The organism is Leptospira adleri, from assembly GCF_002811985.1.
GTDB classification, from domain to species: Bacteria; Spirochaetota; Leptospiria; order Leptospirales; family Leptospiraceae; genus Leptospira; species Leptospira adleri.
On sequence record NZ_NPDU01000036.1, the window covers coordinates 26,437 to 44,958 of the forward strand.

The 18,522-nt window shown below is 44.1% G+C and carries 18 protein-coding genes; 9 read left to right on the forward strand and 9 right to left on the reverse strand.

The features are described 5' to 3' along the window. Positions 1–21 precede the first annotated feature (21 nt). The 3 genes from CH376_RS14240 to CH376_RS14250 form a co-directional block, all read right to left on the reverse strand. Positions 22–807 carry a glycerophosphodiester phosphodiesterase family protein gene (locus tag CH376_RS14240; RefSeq protein WP_100785409.1) on the reverse strand — a complete coding sequence of 262 codons (786 nt, stop codon included), beginning with the start codon at positions 805–807 and terminating at the stop codon, positions 22–24. An 18-nt stretch (positions 808–825) separates the two neighbouring features. Next, positions 826–1,635 (reverse strand): hypothetical protein, encoded by an 810-nt coding sequence (locus CH376_RS14245; protein WP_100785408.1) that lies wholly within the window; start codon positions 1,633–1,635, stop codon positions 826–828. 107 nt (positions 1,636–1,742) lie between these two features. Next, a complete protein-coding gene (locus CH376_RS14250; RefSeq protein WP_100785407.1) occupies positions 1,743–2,126 on the reverse strand; it encodes a phasin-related domain-containing protein in 384 nt (127 codons plus the stop codon). A 267-nt stretch (positions 2,127–2,393) separates the two neighbouring features. On the opposite strand from CH376_RS14250, the gene CH376_RS14255 reads away from it, so the two are divergent. Then, the gene (locus CH376_RS14255; RefSeq protein ID WP_100785406.1) at positions 2,394–2,825 is read left to right on the forward strand and encodes a hypothetical protein; all 432 of its coding nucleotides are present in this window, start codon (positions 2,394–2,396) and stop codon (positions 2,823–2,825) included. Positions 2,826–3,123: 298 nt separating this feature from the next. On the opposite strand, the gene CH376_RS14260 is transcribed toward CH376_RS14255, so the two are convergent. The 3 genes from CH376_RS14260 to CH376_RS14270 form a co-directional block, all read right to left on the reverse strand. Next, positions 3,124–4,335, reverse strand: a complete 1,212-nt coding sequence (locus CH376_RS14260; RefSeq protein WP_100785405.1) for a serine hydrolase domain-containing protein — start codon at positions 4,333–4,335, stop codon at positions 3,124–3,126. Between the two features lie 208 nt (positions 4,336–4,543). Continuing rightward, positions 4,544–6,451 (reverse strand): motility associated factor glycosyltransferase family protein, encoded by a 1,908-nt coding sequence (locus tag CH376_RS14265; protein WP_100785404.1) that lies wholly within the window; start codon positions 6,449–6,451, stop codon positions 4,544–4,546. 23 nt (positions 6,452–6,474) lie between these two features. Continuing rightward, positions 6,475–8,283 (reverse strand): penicillin-binding protein, encoded by a 1,809-nt coding sequence (locus CH376_RS14270; protein WP_100785403.1) that lies wholly within the window; start codon positions 8,281–8,283, stop codon positions 6,475–6,477. Between the two features lie 320 nt (positions 8,284–8,603). Here CH376_RS14270 and CH376_RS14275 point away from each other — a divergent pair, with 320 nt between their 5' ends. Then, positions 8,604–9,140 (forward strand): RBBP9/YdeN family alpha/beta hydrolase, encoded by a 537-nt coding sequence (locus CH376_RS14275; protein WP_100785463.1) that lies wholly within the window; start codon positions 8,604–8,606, stop codon positions 9,138–9,140. A gap of 1 nt (position 9,141) precedes the next feature. On the opposite strand, the gene CH376_RS14280 is transcribed toward CH376_RS14275, so the two are convergent. After that, complete coding sequence (locus CH376_RS14280) at positions 9,142–9,324, reverse strand: hypothetical protein (RefSeq protein ID WP_100785402.1); 183 nt, start codon at positions 9,322–9,324, stop codon at positions 9,142–9,144. Positions 9,325–9,393: 69 nt separating this feature from the next. Between CH376_RS14280 and hrcA the strand changes: the two genes are divergently transcribed. The 7 genes from hrcA to CH376_RS14315 all read left to right on the forward strand — a co-directional run bounded on the left by hrcA (position 9,394) and on the right by CH376_RS14315 (position 16,314). Then, entirely contained in the window at positions 9,394–10,422 is a 1,029-nt protein-coding gene (gene hrcA / locus CH376_RS14285; protein WP_100785401.1) for a heat-inducible transcriptional repressor HrcA, read from the forward strand. 13 nt (positions 10,423–10,435) lie between these two features. Next, entirely contained in the window at positions 10,436–11,074 is a 639-nt protein-coding gene (gene grpE, locus CH376_RS14290; RefSeq protein ID WP_100785400.1) for a nucleotide exchange factor GrpE, read from the forward strand. Between the two features lie 34 nt (positions 11,075–11,108). Continuing rightward, entirely contained in the window at positions 11,109–13,040 is a 1,932-nt protein-coding gene (gene dnaK / locus CH376_RS14295) for a molecular chaperone DnaK (RefSeq protein WP_100785399.1), read from the forward strand. A 126-nt stretch (positions 13,041–13,166) separates the two neighbouring features. Continuing rightward, positions 13,167–14,291: a molecular chaperone DnaJ gene (gene dnaJ / locus CH376_RS14300; protein ID WP_100785398.1), complete on the forward strand. Its 1,125-nt coding sequence runs from the start codon at positions 13,167–13,169 to the stop codon at positions 14,289–14,291. Positions 14,292–14,411: 120 nt separating this feature from the next. Further along, the gene (locus CH376_RS14305) at positions 14,412–15,380 is read left to right on the forward strand and encodes a Gfo/Idh/MocA family protein (RefSeq protein WP_100785397.1); all 969 of its coding nucleotides are present in this window, start codon (positions 14,412–14,414) and stop codon (positions 15,378–15,380) included. A 26-nt stretch (positions 15,381–15,406) separates the two neighbouring features. Beyond that, a complete protein-coding gene (locus CH376_RS14310) occupies positions 15,407–15,955 on the forward strand; it encodes a YqgE/AlgH family protein (protein ID WP_100785396.1) in 549 nt (182 codons plus the stop codon). Between the two features lie 68 nt (positions 15,956–16,023). After that, the gene (locus CH376_RS14315; RefSeq protein ID WP_100785395.1) at positions 16,024–16,314 is read left to right on the forward strand and encodes a hypothetical protein; all 291 of its coding nucleotides are present in this window, start codon (positions 16,024–16,026) and stop codon (positions 16,312–16,314) included. Positions 16,315–16,356: 42 nt separating this feature from the next. Here the strand turns inward: CH376_RS14315 and CH376_RS14320 are convergent, their stop codons facing one another. Beyond that, a complete protein-coding gene (locus tag CH376_RS14320) occupies positions 16,357–16,905 on the reverse strand; it encodes a DUF1564 domain-containing protein (protein WP_100785394.1) in 549 nt (182 codons plus the stop codon). 159 nt (positions 16,906–17,064) lie between these two features. After that, a partial coding sequence (locus CH376_RS14325) for an ABC transporter permease (RefSeq protein WP_125232022.1) occupies positions 17,065–18,522 on the reverse strand: 1,458 nt, incomplete at its 5' end.

Sequence of the window (18,522 nt, forward strand, 5' to 3'; positions counted from 1 at the left end):
GGCCCAATACATCAAAAAATTCTAATATGCTTTTTTCAGAAGTCTTCGCATATCCTTTGCGAAATTCGTAAAAAGACCGTCAGCGCCCAGTTTCAAAAAACGTTTGATCTCACCGATTTCATTCACCGTATAAACGACGCACAAAAAATTCTTTACTTGGATCCGTTTCAGATTCTCTTCACTTGCATCCTCTTTGGAAGGATGAATGCTCCAAGCCTTGATCTTCTCCGCAAAAACGATAGCTTCTTCAACGCTCCCACTTTCGTCGCCGACCAAAACTCCGAGTTTGATCTTAGGATTTAGATTTCGGATTCTCTCCAGACATTCCCAAGAAAAAGAAGAGATCACGATTCTCTCTTCGATTTTATTCTTAAGAATCAGATCCAAAACTTTTTTTTCGATGGAATCCTCTCTCATCGGAAAATCCATCCCGGTCGACTTGATCTCAATGTTTAAATCCGTCTTAGATTTCCGAATCAAACGTAAGACGTCGCTTAAGAACGGAATTCTTTCCTTCTTAAATTTTTTAGAGAACCAAGAACCGGCGTCCAGTTCGTTTAATATTTCCGATTCGAAATTTCGAACGTTGCCGACGAGTTTCGTAGTTCGATCCAGATCGTCGTCGTGGATGACGACAACTTCTCTATCTTCCGAAAGGGTCACATCCAATTCGATCAGATCCGCCTTGGAATCGATCGCCTTTTGAAAAGCGATCATCGTATTCTCCGGAAAAGAACCGCTCAAACCTCTATGAGCAAAAACAAGAGGTCTCTTTAAATCCCTTCGATCTTTGATTTTTTCGATCATGGAAAAATGTTCTCGGTATTAAAAAGCGATTCCGACCGCAAGATCGAAACCGGCGTCGTAAACTTTACCGGCGTGATCGCGTTTCAATTCTTCTTTTCTAATCCAATAGTCTTCGATCGTCGCGGGACGATTTCCGTATTCTAAAGTATTTAGGGAAACATTCTTATGATAACGGCCGAAGGTTCTCACGACGACTTCGAAACCGAAGAAGAATCCGGACTCGAACTGATGCCGAACGCCGATTCCAGTACCGGCATAGTATCGAGGACCGTAATCGAAGTTAACCCTTTCGTTTCGATACGAACGCGGGCCGGTCGTATCGACGAATTGATCGTGTCTCGTGTTTCTTAAAAATTCTCCGCCGACTTGTATGGGAATATAAACGGAAGAATCGGCCAAAAAGTAATTGAGGAAGATTCCGCCGCCCGCGCTTTTAGATTCGCGATCCGATTGCCTTGCGACTCCGTAACCTAAGAAGTAAGAATAACCGGAATCAAAATCACCGTTCACGTTATTCGAGCTTTGATAGTATTGAATTCCGATCGTAACTTTTTCCCAAGCGTTCCAACCCAAAACTCCGGAACCGTAACTCGGAAAATAAATTCCGCCTAAGAAGAATTTCTTCTTCATTCTAATTTCCTTTTGAGAAAGAGAATTGTCTTTCGGTTTTCCGGTAATTTGAGAATCGTCGCTCTTCGAATCCGAACCTTGATTTTCGGAAGAATGTCCCGGAACAGGAACGATGTTTTGCGAAAATAGATTCTTTTGAACAAATAAGAATACGCACAGGAAGATAACGGGAAGAATCATTCGATATTGTTTGCTCATAGGTGAGAAAGTGTATCGAAACGGAAATGATTGTCAAGAAAGGAAAGAAAGAAGAAAGGGTTCAGGCGGGTTTCATCCCGCCCGAGAGGGAAATGAGAACTCGATTCTTATTTAGAAGCGGGAGCTTTTCCGGAAGTAGTGTTTTTAATCGCTTCAGCCACTTCGTTAATTTTAGCTTTTACGGCTTCAATTTGGCCTTCAGGGATTTTGTTTTTGATCTCTTCGGTGATTTTGTTGTAGTTTTCGATGATCTTAGATCTGGTTTCTTCGTAGTTTTTTCCGGCTACGGAAGATACTTCTTTGATGTCGTTGATAACTTTATCAACGGTTTCGCGGATTTTGACGGTAGCTTCGGAATTGTCGGAAGCTCCTTTCGTAACAAGCTCCAAATAGGTTTTTTCGAGATCAGCTTTCGCTTTACCCAGACCTTCTTGACCAGCTTTGATAAGTCCAAGACCCGCGTTCAGAACATCTAGAATTTGCTTTTCCATTCGATTTTTCTCCTTGAGATCGATTCTTTTGTGCATCGCACAATCCTTTTGTATTGCGGCGCACAATTTCCGTCAATCGAAAAAAGAAAAAATTCCATCAATTTAAGAATTTTTCGAACCTTCCTGCAAAATCCATAAATGCCGGTGTACCGGCGCAACCTGCTACAAATTTCCTTCGAGAGAATTTGGAGCGAATTATATCCTGGGTTTCGGCTCTTCACGGTTTGATTTGACTATCTTCAAAAAGATTCTACGTTTTGGATTTCTATGAAATTAATTTCCGTCCTTCTTTGCCTACTGCTCGCTGAATGCGGCCCCGCGTTTCTTCCCGAACCGACAAACGAAAAAGTCACTCGGAAAGACTTGGTCGGTTCTTGGGAATACTTTGCGGATTATCAGAAAACAAGAATCGTTTTGGACTTAAAGGCAAACGGAACTTTTATTCAAACGATCGAACGCCCTTCGGATCCAAAACCTCAAATTCAAAGAGGAAGATGGGATCTCAAAGATTCTGAATTAAGGATCAAACTTTTAAAAATAAATCCCGAGAACCGTTCCGGCCCTTGGATTTTGGATTGGGCACATTGGTGGATCGTAGAAAGCACAAAAGGTGGATCCAACTTCGCAATCTCCGGAGCGGCGGACGACAGTGATCCGGATAATTGTTTCGAATTCGATCGAATCCAATCGATCAAATGACGGAAAGAAATAGTTAGACGTGAAATTTATTTTGGAAATAAATTTCCTAAGTGAATTTGCTTTTTAAAAAAACGCAAACGTCCCCGGTTTTATAAAGAATGAAACGACTACGCTTTATCCGGAGAAACGACTACTCCATAGAGTGTTGCTTCAACCTCAACCTTCCTCTCATTCAAGGCCCATTGAACACGTTATGACTTTGAAAACCGGGCAACAAGATTCTTAAAATCATAACGTTTCGAAAAATATCTAAGACGTTTATCCCGCTCGGCATCCGAGCAATAGGATCGATTTTAAATCACTGAATCAAAGACGGAATAAAACGTTTTGCGTCCTGCCCGAAAAACAAAGAAGTCGAATTCGGCTGAATCAGCGAAAAAACGCTGAACAGATTCGTATTGAAGTTGTTCACTCCTACGACGGCGTAGTAGCCCGAGTTTCGATCGATCCAAGGATAAAATCCATTCGCACCAAAGCTATGATATACGATATCCTGTTCGCAAGTCGAGGCGACATCCGGAGTGGAACAAAATCTCCAATTCCCAAGACCGTAGTGCCAACGATAACCGAACGCCGCAAATTGAGAATATTCGATCGTCGTCTGAGATTGATACTGATCGCTAAAAAGTTCTCGTATCAACGCAATTCTCGAACCTCCGGTTAAAATCGAAACGGGAGCGCCGGACACAGGAGTGTAAATTCCATCATTGATCAACATATTTAGAATTTTAGAATAATCGAATGCGTTGAGAAAAAGACCGTATGCGCCAGCCAAACTTCCGTCTCCGGATTTATTCGCGATGTCGGCGTACCACTTTCCGTTGTCGGGATCGGTTGTAGAGAAGTTCATCTTCCCCGCGGCTGCGAACTCGGTATCGAAGATCTGTTGCCAGGTTTGACCGGCCGCAATTTCAGCCATTCTTTGTGCGACCGCCATGTGAAAAGAATTGTAATAGAACACGTCACCCGGCGCCTTCAAGGTTTGAGTAGAATCCCGTATGCTCGTGACGCAGTTGTTTTTATCCGTCACGCTCGCCCCCGCGGGAAGAGTAAAGATACAACTTTTACTTTCCGCGCTCGGAGAAGCCGGATTGAGACCGGAAGTAAACGCAAGAAGTTGTCTTAGTTTGATCTGGCCTTTTACTCCCGTCCATCCGAGTCTTGTTCCGGTGGTTTCATCCAAACTCATAAGACCTTGATCCACAAGTCTCAAAATCAAGGAAGCGGTGACTAACTTGGACGCGGAGAAGATCGGTCCCGTTTTTGCGGAAGTCAAATCCCCCGTCTCTTTCAGATAAACCCGGGTTCCATTCTTCTTAAAAACCTGAAAAGAAGCTCCGGTCTTGGAAAGAGAAGCCATATTGGAAAAGCATTCATCCAAAGAAATACAACCGATCAATGCTCTTGCCGTTACAAAATCCTGTGTCTTATCGTCTTCTTTCGGATGACAATTCGTAATAAGAATTGCGATTGCAAATAACGTAATCTTCCCCGGAATTCTAAGCTCCATAGTCCCGCCTCTTTATTTTTTAAAAAAAGAGAATCGATTTCGGATAAGAATCAAGAAAAACTCAGTTAGACCTTTAAAAAAGAACTCGTTAAACATTTGTTCATCATTGATAAGCGACAAAGAGTCAGATACCGAAAGAACCGATACGAACAATGATATTTTTTGAATATACTTTACTGAGATAGAAGCGGATCCATTTCAGAGAAAATCAAGGATTCGAAAGTTGAACGATCGTTTTCGAAATGAGTTTAGAATGCAGATTACACGCGTCTTCCAGTCCTTGATACAAAAGAAGACTTTTCTTTGCGATTCCAAGTCTTTCGTTTTTCTTTTCCTCCAAGGTGAGTCCGCCTTCATAACCTTCCGTAATCATTAGAACCGTTCTTTGTATGCTCATCCCCAAAATTTCGGTAAGTCCTTTTCTCGAGGAAACGTCCTCGTCGATTTGATCCATCTCTTTTAGGCTTTTGAGAATCTGATCCTTAAAACGATCTTCGGATTTGATCTGCGTGTAAAGACGATCCGAAAGGACTCTTCCCCTTCTAACCTTTTCGGAAAAGGTTTTGAGCTGCGCGGATAGATTTGTGAGTTCGGAAAGAATCTCCTTTTGAAGCCGGGTTTGAACCTTTCCTGCCGCGTTTGTTTGAGCTCCGTCCCGCCCGCAAATCTTTGCAATTCGATCGCGTATCAAGTTCACAGCGGCTAAGTCACATTCATTTTTTTGAATGTATTCCGCAAAACCCGAATTGGGAATTCCCTCCAGAACAACTCCGTCCTTTCCGAGGTTGAACCAGGGATTTTTTTTCGGATGTTCTTCGAACCATTTTTTAAAAATGAGAAGTTTTTCGTTGGTTCGAATCGTTCCGTCTTTTAGCGAAGAGGCGCGTTTGACCGGAAGCGCAGTCATCTGCTTATGATTGTGGTATTCTCTTCTTAACTTCCTGCTTTCGATATGATTGAGTCTTTCTTCCAAAACCGCGCCCTTACAATGAGCGAGTTTATTTGGAAAAGAAAGATCCTGTCCAAGCAAAAGAATATTTCTTGCTTCCATCTTTTCCGCAAGGCTGACCGCGTTTGTGGAAACGGATCCTCCGAAATCGACGACTCCGATCTCCTCTTCCGGTTTGGAAGATAGAATTTTGATCAACGGAAAGGGAGAAGAGGTAAAAAAACCGTTCTTAAATTCTCCCGGTAAACGGAGAGAATGATACGAAGAAGTCGGATCGAAAACGATCTTAGCGTTGCCGGAATATCCTTCCAGATATTTGGAATTGAGGGCTTGCGGATCTACGGAAAAGACCAAGTCTGGATCGATCCCGGCGTTCCAAAGAACCATCAAGGCAGTATCCACGGCAATGATCACATAACGTTCTCTGTAACTACGAAGTTCCTCCAAAGAAAGTCGAAGGGACGGCCCGGCCCCGCATACGAGAACGTCGACCTTTCCTTCGCAGATCCCGAACAAGGTTTTGATCGGCCGCATTCGAGAAAGGGCCGGAAGATTGGCGATGAAGTTTCGCGTCCAGATTCTTTCAAAACGAGTGAGAGTGGAAATGTTCACGTCTTTCTTGTGAAAAAAACCTTCCGCGATAAATCTCAATTCTTCGTAAGATTCTCTTTTCCATTGATTGCTTCCGCGATGAGCGATAAAGCTGATCGGATATCCGGAGATTCCTCGGAAGGCCGCGTAAAGATCCTGTTCGAGAATCGGAGAAAGTAAAATCCGAAGAGCGCCGGACATTAGAAATTTCGAATAATCGAAAAACGAAAGCGCATAACGTAAAACGGAGGCCTCTGCTTCCATCCATACGGAGGTCACGTTCTTCAGTTTCAGACTTTCCTGAACGGAATAACCGATTCCCGCACCGAAAAAAAGAAACACTCTTTCTTCGTCTTCCTTTTTCAAACCTTCCAGCAAACGTTTGGATTCGGTTAGAGGATCCATCGCGCTGTGAAGAGAAACTCCATCCGCGACCAAAACGGGAAGTCCCGTTTTGGAGATTTTGATCTCAAGTTGCCGTTCCGATTGCAGAATTCTTTCCTCGATTCCCGGAGAAATCGTAGACAAAACTTTCAGATTTTTCTGAAGAATAGAATCGTCCGCGAAAGAATTCATTTGCGTAAAAAAGAATATTCCATTTATTTAAAATACAAATTCAGTCTGCCGTCTCCGATCTTTTCGCCGGCGCCCGGTTCCTGTTGATAACAGAATCCGCTTCCGTGGAACTTGACCGGAACGCCCAAAGGCCTCAAAATTTCCAGGGCTTCTCGTTTGCTCTTTCCTACGAGATCGGGAATCGCGCCGGGCTCGACGACCTTCGAATTCTTTCTTTGAAAACGTTTGAGAGAAACGTTCAGCGTCTTCTCACCTTGTTCGATGATCGGAATTATATTTTCGACGACTTCTTTGAAAACAGGCGCGGCAAGACCTCCTCCCGAATGGGTTCCTCCTTTCGGTTCGTCGAAAAGAATCAGACCCACCACCTTAGGACGTTCTGCGGGAAAAAATCCGAGAAACGAAGCGGACCAAAGCCCTTCCACATAACCTTTTCCGGATACCGCCTTTTGTCCCGTTCCCGTTTTACCGGCGATTGAGTATTCTTGTATGTAGGCGTTCTTACCGGTTCCGGATTGAACGACTCGAGTCATCGCTCTTAAAATTCTTTCCGTTGTGTATTCCCTGATTCCGATCGGCGTTTCTTGTGTTTTGAATTCGTGAAGAATTTCTCCGTAAGAATCGCTGAAGTGAGAAACGACTCTCGGCGTTAACATTCTTCCTCCGTTGACTACCGAAGCGGCAGACGCGACCAATTGAATCGGAGTTACGGAAACTCCTTGTCCGATCGCCATGAACATCGTCGTCGCGGGAGTCCATTTTTTCAAGGGGGGAAAGTAGCCGACCGATTCGTTCGGTAAGAATCCTGTCTTTTCGCCGAACTGAAACTTCTTCATATAATCGTAGAGAAGAGGTTCCGGAATTCTCTGCGAGGCTTTGATGATTCCCACGTTGCAGGAGTATTGGAGAATCTCCTCCAAGTTCAGATGTCCGTGTGCGTCCGTACACTTGATTCTTGTTTTGCCGAGTTCTATGTAACCGGGACAGTGAAACTTCTCGTCGGGACGTATTAGATTTTCATTGAATAGTATGGAAGCGAGAAAAATTTTCATCGTGGAACCGGGTTCGTAGACGTGACGGATCGCCCAGTTGGTATGAGAATCTTCTCCGGATTCGTTGTACTGATTCGGATCGAACGCGGGAAAAGAAGCGGAAGCCAAAATTCTTCCCGTATTGATTTCCATAAGAATTCCGATCGCCTTTTTGGATCCGGTCTCCTCGAACCTTTTACCGAGCGCTTTTTCGAGTTTGTATTGGATAAGTCCGTCGATCGTAAGATGTAAGTTACTTCCTCGAGAAGAATCCGATTCCGTAGGAGTCATCAGATCTTGGTTGTATTGAACTTCCAATCCGGAAAGCGCACGATCGTCGTCCATTCCAGTGAAACCCACCAAACTCGAAGCGAGATTGCCGTGCGGATAAACCCGTTTGTATTCTTTCTCCCTTCTTACGCCGGGAAGGGAAAGATCCATGATTTTGTTTCCGAGCGCTTCGTCGATCTCCCTCTTGAGAAGAAAGTAACGGCTCTTTTCTCGAATCATCGCCTCGATTTTTTCCGGAGGCATTTCGAGATAAGGCGCGAGTTGAACCGCGGTAAAATTCGGATCGTAGATGTTTGCGGGATAAATTCCGATCGTCGCGGAATCCACGGTCATAGCGAGTTCGATTCCACGGCGATCGTAGATCGCGCCTCGCATCACTCGATCTCCGGTTTTAAGAACCACTTCTCGTTCGTTCAAAAAAGTAAGAAATACAACCCTCCCGATAAGAATCAGGAAAAGGAGACAGATAAAAGAAAATACGATCGTGAGCCTGGTATTGCGGGAATTCATTCTCTTTTAGTAAGATCGACGGATGAGCCAATTTGGGAAAGTGTTGTTTTTGAAGGGATTCAATTCTATAGAATTCTAAAATATTGTTTGATATATGGGATTTTTTTCTGCTTTAGCGAATAAGAGGGCTTGACTTTGGGGTGTAGGAACTCCTATGTTTTCAGAAATGGCACGGTGGATTGGGGTTTTTTCGGTGGAACTTTTTGGTCGGAATTTCGTCCGAATCTTCTCTTCGAAAGAACACCGGGCGCTTCACAAAACTCCAAATTCTTCGAAAAACAAGAAAAACGATCCTCAATTCTAAAAGGAAGGAAACGAAGATGCGAACCTTTCTGATTCCCGGAATCTCCAATTCCGGCCCCGAACACTGGCAAACTCAATGGGAAAACCTCCACGGATTTATAAGAATTCAACAAGAGAACTGGGAAAATCCGCGCTACTCCGTTTGGGAAGAAAGTTTGGTCCGACAAATCGAAAAAACCGAAGGATCGGAGAATTCGATTCTCATTGGACATAGTCTCGGGTGTCTTTTGATCGCAAAATCGCTCGATCGGATTTCTGACCGGATTCGAGGCGTTTTTCTGGTCGCACCGCCCGACCCAAAATCCCCCGTTTTTCCCAAAGGGCTGGAAGAATTCGCGGAGTTCCCGCAAAAATCCCTGGGAACCAAGGGCCTCCTCCTTTTCAGTGAGAACGATCCATACGCAAGTGTTCCCTTTTCGGAAAAATTAGGCAGACTCTGGAACCTCGAAACAATCTGCGTGGGAGAACTCGGACATATCAACAGCCAATCGGATCTCGGATCTTGGGAAAATGGATTTCAAATCTTCTCCGATTGGATTCAGTCGCTTACTTAGTTCAAATTTCAGTCGAAGTTCCGACCAACCCCTTTTCAGGAATCGAAAAAAGGATCAAATTCCCTTTTCCCCACCTCAGAATCTTTCCAAAAACCTCAGATTCCCCGCACTCTTCCAAGCAGATTGCTAAAAATTCTCCGATTTTTTCGGTCGAAAGCCACTGAAAGACTTTCTTCCTTGACATTTTTCTCCCGAATTCGGAAACTTAATGTATAGATTAGCACTCTAACATTCAGAGTGCTAAATAAGAAGCATGGAACTCTCAGATCGTCACAGAAGAATTTTGAAGGCCCTTGTAGATGAGTTTATCTTGGAGAACCGACCCGTCGGATCGAAAACCCTCTTTGATAAGCACGATATCGGACTTTCTCCGGCGTCGATTCGCGCAGTTCTAAAAGACTTAGAGGATTTCGGTTATTTGGCTTCTCGACATACATCCGGGGGAAGAATTCCCACGGAAAGAGGATATCGATTCTACGTCGATTCTCTCGTAACCATGTATGAGCTGACTCTCAAAGAAAAACAGAGAATTCAGGAAGAATATCTGAAGATGCAGTTCAAGTTGGATCAGATCTTGAAAGCGACCGCCTCGGTTCTTTCTTCCTTGTCCAACGCCGCCGGAATCGTAATCGGTCCGGCGAAGAATTTAGATACACTGAAACATTTGGAACTCATCCACGTTCACGGAGACGAAATTCTGATGATACTCGTAATGAGATCGGGAACCGTTCTTCACAGAAATTTTTTCGTGGATCAGAATTATTCGCAGGAAGCCCTCTATCAGATTTCGAAATATCTGAACGACAACTTGCGAGGATATGATATATTCGAAATTCAGAATACTGTGGTTCCTAAGCTGATGATCCGCAGAGACGGGCCGGAGGATTTTACAAGAATCGCTCCCTTGATTTCGTATGCGATGACTCCGGATAATTCCGAGGTAACGTTGTATATCGACGGATTTAAGAATCTGTATTCGAATTTCAGAGACGAGGAAGAACAACTCTCGCAAGTACTTTCTCTTCTGGACGACCAAGGATTTTTACGAGGATTCTTTTCGGGACATATCGATCAAGACGGAGTTTATACGATCATCGGAAAAGACGGAGATCAGTTTATGTCCGGAGTTTCGATCATAACTTCCAACTATAAGATGGGAGAAAAAAAGATCGGGGCCCTTGGGATCATCGGACCGCAGAGGATGGATTACAACAAAGCCCTACCGCTTGTAGATTTTACTTCCAAGCTGGTATCGGAGATGGTGACGCGCATTAGTAAATGAGAGGAGAAGATTCATGGCCGAAAACGAGAGCGTTGAAAAAGAATCTTCCAAAGAAGAAAAGGCCAACGAGAAAAATTCTCAAAGAGTAACATTAGAGGAAACGAAAGTAGAGAACATGAATCCCGAAGAATCAACACAATCAACGGCAGAAACCGAAACGGTAGAACCGGAAATAACGCTTCAAATCGAATTGGAAACCGCTAAAAAGGAAGTCGAATCTCTAAAGGATTCCTGGGCAAGAGAAAGAGCGGAGTTTCAGAATTTCAAAAGACGTTCCGCGCAGGAATTCGGATCGATCCGAAAAGAAGCGGTCAAATCACTTGTCACCGGATTCTTAAATCCGATCGACAATTTGGAACGTGTGGCGACGACCCAAACGGCTTCGGAAGAATTAAAACCTTTCGTAGACGGAGTCGCAATGGTTTTAAAGGAATTCTATTCCATATTAGAAAAATCGAATGTAATTCGTTTCGATCCAAAAGGAGAATCCTTCGATCCGATGACGATGGAAGCCCTTTCTTCGGAAGAAGGAGATCAATACTCGGAAGAAACCGTGATTGAAGTTTATCAACCCGGTTACTTCTACAAAGAAAACGAAGAGAAGTTTGCGCTTCGACCTGCAAGGGTTCGGATCGGAAAACCGAAGGCATAATTAGAATCTCAGGGAAGTATAAAGGAGCACAACAATGTCCAAAGAAAAAATCATAGGAATCGACTTAGGAACAACAAACTCGGTCGTTTCCGTCATGGAAGGTGGAGATCCAGTCGTCATTCAAAACTCTGAAGGAGCGAGAACGACTCCTTCAATCGTAGCATTTACGGCAAAGGGAGAAACTCTGGTCGGCCAGTTCGCCAAAAACCAGGCGATCACCAATGCCGCGAATACGGTGCGTTCTGCGAAACGTTTTATCGGACGCAGACTGAGCGAGTGCGAATCCGAAATGAAACACGTTTCCTACAAAGTGGTTCGTTCCGGAAACGAAGGCGTTAAGTTTGAAACTTCCGCGGGAGAATTCACTCCTCAGGAAATTTCGGCGCGAGTTCTTATGAAGATGAAACAAACCGCGGAAGACTATCTCGGTCACAAAGTCACCAAAGCCGTGGTTACGGTGCCTGCGTATTTCAATGACGAACAACGTCAAGCGACCAAGGACGCGGGAAGAATCGCGGGACTCGACGTGGAAAGAATCATCAACGAACCGACCGCTGCAGCCCTCGCTTACGGATTCGATAAGAAGAATGTGAATTCCAAGATCGCCGTTTACGACCTCGGCGGGGGAACGTTCGATATTTCGATCCTTGAACTCGCCGACGGAGTCTTCGAAGTGAAATCGACCAACGGGGATACTCACCTCGGCGGTGACGACTTCGACATGGCGATTATGGAGTGGATGATTTCCGAGTTTAAGAATCAAACCGGTATCGACATCTCCGCGGATAAGAATACCGTACAAAGACTGAAAGAAGCCGCTGAAAAAGCGAAGATCGAACTTTCCGGAACGATGTCCACACAGATCAATCTTCCGTTCATCACTGCGGATGCGTCCGGTCCAAAACACTTGGACATGACTCTTTCCAGAGCGAAGTTCGATCAACTTACAAAGTCTCTTGTGGATCGTACAAGAATTCCTTGCGAGAACGCTCTTCGCGACGCGGGACTCAAGGCTTCCGAAATCGACGAAGTGATCTTAGTCGGAGGTTCAATTCGTATTCCTGCGGTTCAAGAACTGGTAAAACAGATCTTCGGTAAAGAGCCGAATAAATCCGTGAACCCGGACGAGGTAGTAGCAGTTGGTGCCGCGATCCAAGGAGGAGTGTTAGCGGGAGAAGTTTCCGACGTTCTTCTTCTCGACGTAACTCCTTTATCTCTTGGAATCGAAACCCTCGGCGGAGTGATGACCAAGTTGATCGAAAGAAACACAACGATTCCCACAAAGAAATCGCAAGTGTTCTCGACCGCAGCGGACAATCAATCTGCGGTTTCCATTCACGTTCTCCAAGGAGAAAGAGAAATGGCTTCCGCGAACAGAACTCTGGGTCGTTTTGATTTGATCGGAATTCCGCCCGCACCGAGAGGAGTTCCTCAAATCGAAGTCACTTTCGATATCGACGCGAACGGAATCGTTCACGTATCTGCGAAAGATCTTGGAACGAGCAAGGAGCAAAAGATTCGTATCGAATCCTCTTCCGGTTTGTCCGAAGACGAAATTCAAAAGATGGTCAAAGACGCCGAAGCACACGCGGCGGCGGACAAGGCTCAGAGAGAAGTCATCGAAGCGAAGAACGAGTTAGACACTCTTGCTTATTCTTTGGAAAAAACCGTGAACGAAGCGGGAGATAAAATCGCCGAGAACGAGAAACAACTCGCGACCGACGAAATCAAACGCGCTCGTGAAGCGATCGAAAGCAATGACAAAGCAAGAATCGAATCCGCGAAAGCGTCGATTTCCAAAATTGCTTCGGAGATCGCTACGAAGATTTATTCTCAAGGAGCTCCGGGCGGAGAACAACCGGGCGCTTCTGCAGGCCCCGGACAAGGCGCAGGAGACAATTCCGCGAACAACGGGGAAAAGGTCGTCGACGCAGATTATACTGTAGTGGATGATGAGAAAAAGTAAAAACTTTGAGTAATCGTGCCCGCGTTCGCCGCAAGGCGAACGCGGGCATTCTCGAAGACATCGAAGGTGTTGAATTCGCAATCAAACTTACCCAATCAGAATCGACGCTTTACTTGGAATTAAACAATGAGTGAAAGAAGTTACTATGATATTCTTGGAGTTTCCAAGACGGCTAACGACGAAGAGATCAAATCCGCGTATCGAAAGTTAGCAATCAAATATCACCCCGATAAAAACAAAGGTGATAAGGAATCCGAAGAAAAGTTTAAAGAAGCTACCGAAGCCTATGAAGTTCTTCGCGACGCCAAAAAACGTCAAGCCTATGACCAATTTGGAAAGGCCGGCGTCGGTGCAGGCGGCGCTGGATACGGACAAGGTGCTTATACCGATTTCTCCGATATCTTTGGAGACTTCGGGGATATCTTCGGTGATTTTTTCGGAGGCGGACAAGGTGGTGGACGTTTCGGTGGAAGCGGAAGACGATCCGGCCCGCAGAGAGGATCCGATTTACGTTACAATCTAGAAGTTTCTTTGGAAGACGCGGCCTTAGGAAGAGAATACAAAATTGAAATTCCAAGATTAGAATCCTGTCCTGATTGCAACGGATCCGGCGCAGCGAAGGGAAGTTCTCCGACCACTTGCGCCGATTGCGGCGGATCCGGTCAAATCCGAAGAACGCAAGGATTCTTCTCCGTAGCTACTACTTGTCCCACTTGCAGAGGAAAAGGAACTACGATTTCAAATCCATGCAAGTCTTGTAATGGACAAGGTCTTCAGGAAAAAAGAAGAACGATCAATATCAAAATTCCTCCTGGAATCGAAACCGGATCCAGATTAAAAGTTTCCGGAGAAGGCGAAGCTGGACCGAACGGCGGACCACACGGCGACTTGTATGTTGTAACTCATATCAAAAAACACGAGTTATTCGAACGTCAAGGCAACGACCTCATTCTTACGCGTAAGATTACTTTGGCCCAAGCCATCTTGGGAGCGGAAATCGAAGTCCCAACGATCGACGGCAAAAAAGCCAAGATGAAAATTCCTGAAGGAACCGAATCAGGACAAGTCTTTCGATTGAAAGGACACGGAATGCCTTATCTCGGCGCTTACGGAAAAGGCGATCAACACGTTATCGTAAGAATCGAAATTCCTAAAAAGATAACAAGACGCCAAAGAGAATTGATCGAAGAATTCGCGCGAGAATCCGGAGAGAACATCCCCGGTTCAAAGGGAAAAATTTTCACAAAATAAACGAAAGACGCGCCAGAAGAATTTGTTCCCAAGAAAACTTCAGGTCGTTCTTCAATCATCGAAAGAAGAATCGGGAAGCTCCGAACAACGCATAAACAAGCGTAAGAAAAAGGAAATAAAATGACAGAAAGAGTAAAACTCGGTGTGATCGGAACCGGACACATGGGTCAGTATCATGTGAACGTAGCAAGAACTTTAGGAGACGCGGCCCTCGTAGGAATCTACGACGCGGACTTGGAAAGAGCCAAGCAGATGGCCGAAAAACACAAAACTTCCGCGTTCGCTTCTTTCGAAGATTTAATTTCAAAAGTTGACGCAGTCGTTATCGCAGTTCCGACCTTTCTTCATCACGATATCGCAAAAAAAGCGTTGGAAGCCGGCAAACACGTGTTAGTTGAGAAGCCGATCGCCGAAACGACGGAACAGGCAAAGGAACTCGTAAAGATCGCGACCGACAAAAATTTAGTTCTATTGGTCGGCCACGTGGAAAGATTTAACGGCGCCGTATTAGAATTAGGTAAAATAGTAAAAGAACCGTTATTGATCGAATCCAGAAGATTGGCGCCGTTCAATCCCAGAATCAAGGACGTCGGCGTCGTTCTTGATATGATGATTCACGACATAGATATCGTCCTGAATCTGGTAAATTCTCCGGTGAAAAAATTATCCGCTTCTGGAACAAAGGTTCAGTCGAATCACGAAGATATTGCGAACGTATTATTGGAATTTGAAAACGGATGTCTCGCGAGCATCACCGCGTCTCGTGCCACTCAGGCAAAAATAAGAACGTTGAACATCACTCAGAAAGACGTTTATATTATGCTGGATTTTACGGATCAAGAAATCGAACTCCACAGACAAGCGACTTCCGATATTCTTCTTTTATCCGAAGAAATCAAATATCGTCAGGAATCGATCGTTGAAAAAATCTTCGTCCACAAGGACAATCCTTTAAAACAGGAACACGAACATTTCATACGTTGTATCAGAAAGGAAACCGATCCGATCGTAAATAGGAATTCCGACGTTGCAACTTTGGAGATCGCGTATAAAATTCTCTCGGAAATTCATGGAACGTCTAAAAAATAAGATCGGTCTAATATTGGATAAAACGAATGGAAGAAACATATAACGGAAAGATTCTAATCTCCAATTCCTCGATCGTGATGGATTACTTTAATCAAACGGTAATTCTCATGATCGAGCACGACAGCCAAGGAGCCTTCGGTTTGGTTTTGAATAAAAAACAAGAGGCGGCGATCGGCGATGTGATTCAAGGAATTCCGGATCAAGTCAGCCGAAGTCTCCCGATTTATTCGGGCGGTCCAGTAGATCCGACTTTCATTTCCGTTCTTCACGAAAATCAAAATCTTTCACAACCGGGGATCGAAGTGATTCCGGGCTTGTATCTTGCACGGAGCTTTGATACTCTTTTGGAGCTCATCGAATCCCCTTCTAAATTTCACGTATATCAAGGTTACTCCGGCTGGGGTTCTGGACAACTGGAAACGGAGATGAATCGGAAGTCTTGGGTTGTCCACGAAGCGACAAAAGATTTTGTTTTAAATCAGGACCCGGAAACCACTTGGCAAGAGGCGTTGAGAAGTAAGGGCGGAATCTATCGCTATTTCGTCGAGCATACAAAAGATCCGATGCTGAACTAGGATTAGATTTTTTTAGCCTTTACAGAGATCAAAGAATCTTTACGATCAGATTTCGATAGGGGAATTTAATGAAAAATTTTCGGAACTCAGTTTATATCGCCTTAGTTTTTGTTTCTTTATTTTTTTTGAGAGATCTTGCAGCCGACGGTTGCTACATTTGCACTTCCGGTTCCACCGATATTTGTAGAGACTATTGTCGATATACCGGTTCCGATACGTTTGATAACAGAAAAAAATGCCAGGACAAAGGATGCAAAGTCGGCGGAACCGCTTCCTGCCCATCCGCTTCCAACTATAAAGTTTGTTCCGCAAAAGCCTGGATTCCTGCCACGGAATTCTTCGCCTCCAACCTAAGATAATCTAAGGATTCTTTCTTTTTTGGAAGAATCCAAATTTGCTCTTCAATCGGTTCGTGATTTTTTTAACCAAGGAAAACTGTAGTCGAAGTAAGTTTGAAGAGGATTTGGTTCGAATTCGAGAAGACGAACGACTCTGTTGTCGGTGATTTCTAATTGCCAGATATATCTGTAAACCTGGTGAAATGTAGGAACTCCTCCGTTTAAAACTTCCACAATAGAATCTCCGACTCCCGCCTGATCCAAGGTTAACAAAAAATTAAAAAGGTAACAACGAGAAACACCGTGAGCATGTGCCAAGGCGCCTAACAAAGCCCAGTATCCGGTCCCCATTCTCACGTTTACTTTTTTCAACTTTCCTTGGTCTTTCTGATAAAGGGTTGTGATCGCTTTCTCATTGAGACGACTCTGAGCGCACATAAATTTACCGTATCTCCTTAGAAGATAAGGAATCTTTTTACCCAAAAGTTTTCTCTCATCTTCTGAAAGGTTTTCAAAATAGATTTCCGGCACCAAAAGAGTGACGACTTTATCCTGGCTTTCGGCAAGAGCCGATTCAATACGATCTTCGGAATTGAGAAAAATTTGTTCCATACACAGAACGGTTCCAGGCTGAAACGGAACGTTCGATTCTTGATGAAAAAAAATAATCTACATGAAAAAATTTCACAGAAAAATCCCACAAAATTAATAGCATGTGCCCCTTCGTCCGAAAAGGCACAAATAGACAAAGTCGCAACGTAAGTAAAATTCTTATATGGCTTTCATGAAACTAACGGGAGGCTTTTTCCATTCTCCCCTGAGGTTTAAATAATATACCGACGTCGTTGCCGAAATAGTAAAAACATAGGCAATCAAGTATTCAAGAATCGGATGCGACGGCTGAATTTCCAAAACCTTCTGACTGATCAACTCGTTTGCCCCCCAGGCCAAAAGCAATGCCAAGAGAAAAGAAAAGGTTCCCAGAAGAATTCCTTCCCATAAGAATGCCTTCTTCAAAAAACCCGAGGTTCCGCCGATGATTCTTAACAAAGTAGTCTCTTCGATTCTTTCCTTTCGGCTCGAATTCAACGCGGTCAATATCAGCAACAAGGAAGCTCCCAAAATCAACCAAGTCATCAGACGTATCGTAAAAGATATCTTTTCTAAAATTCCTAAAAATGCGCGCACCGCTTTGTCCGTATCTATGATCGTGAGATTCGGATATTTAGAAACCAAGTTCTTCTGAAGATCGTATCGTTTTTCCTCCGATTCGATCCGAAGCGAACTCAAATAATAGCCGGGAGCTTTTTCCAAAATTCCTTTCGAAAATAATACCACAAAGTTAGGACGCATATCTGCCCAATTCACGGTTCGAAAATTGCGAATCACACCGGAAACCTCGACTCCGCCGATCAAAAAGGTGAGACTATCTCCTAAATTGACCTTTAGATAAGTGGAGAATTCTTTCTCTATGGAAATCTGATCTTCTTCACCTTTTCTCCAAAAATCACCGTCGACGATCTTTTCGGTCGGATACGGATCGTTTCGATAAGAAAGAAAGTATTCTCTCGTCCTTGCGGTCGATCTCCAATCTCTTTTCAATGCTGAAGATTCGGTCTCGTCTTTTTTCACGGTCTCGCCGTTGATCTTCGATAATCTCGCGCCGATGACCGGGGCTACGATCACCTTTTCTCCTCCGAATTCCTTCACAACTTCTTCGAAGTGTTCTTTTTGTTCGGGACGAATATCCATCACAAAAAGATTCGGCCTTCGTTCCTTGTCCTTCGCTCCGCTATATTCTAATAGGCTTTCGCTCACAATTAGGGATAAAAGAAGAATAAACAAAGAACTGGTAAGCCCAATCACCGAAAGGGAAAGTGTAGTTCCGGGACGATCGAATTTGCCGATGATAAATCTGGAAAAGGGGGTAAGTTCGCTTCTTTCTTTGATCTTAGAAACCAATATTCTAATTCCTGAATATGCTGCAAAAACGATCAAAGGAAGAATCAAAAGAATCGAACAAAGAATCAATCCCTTCCAAGGACTTTCCGTCTCCCACCAAGCCAAAAGGAAAAACAATAAAAACAGGATCGTATAACCTAAAATCTGAGTGATTCTAAATTTAGGAATCCGATCGGCTTCTTCTTGAAACTCTTCCTTTAGCGCCAGAATGGGTTTGAGAGTTCTGATTTCCACAAGAGACTCGATGGAAGAAAAGAACGGAATTAA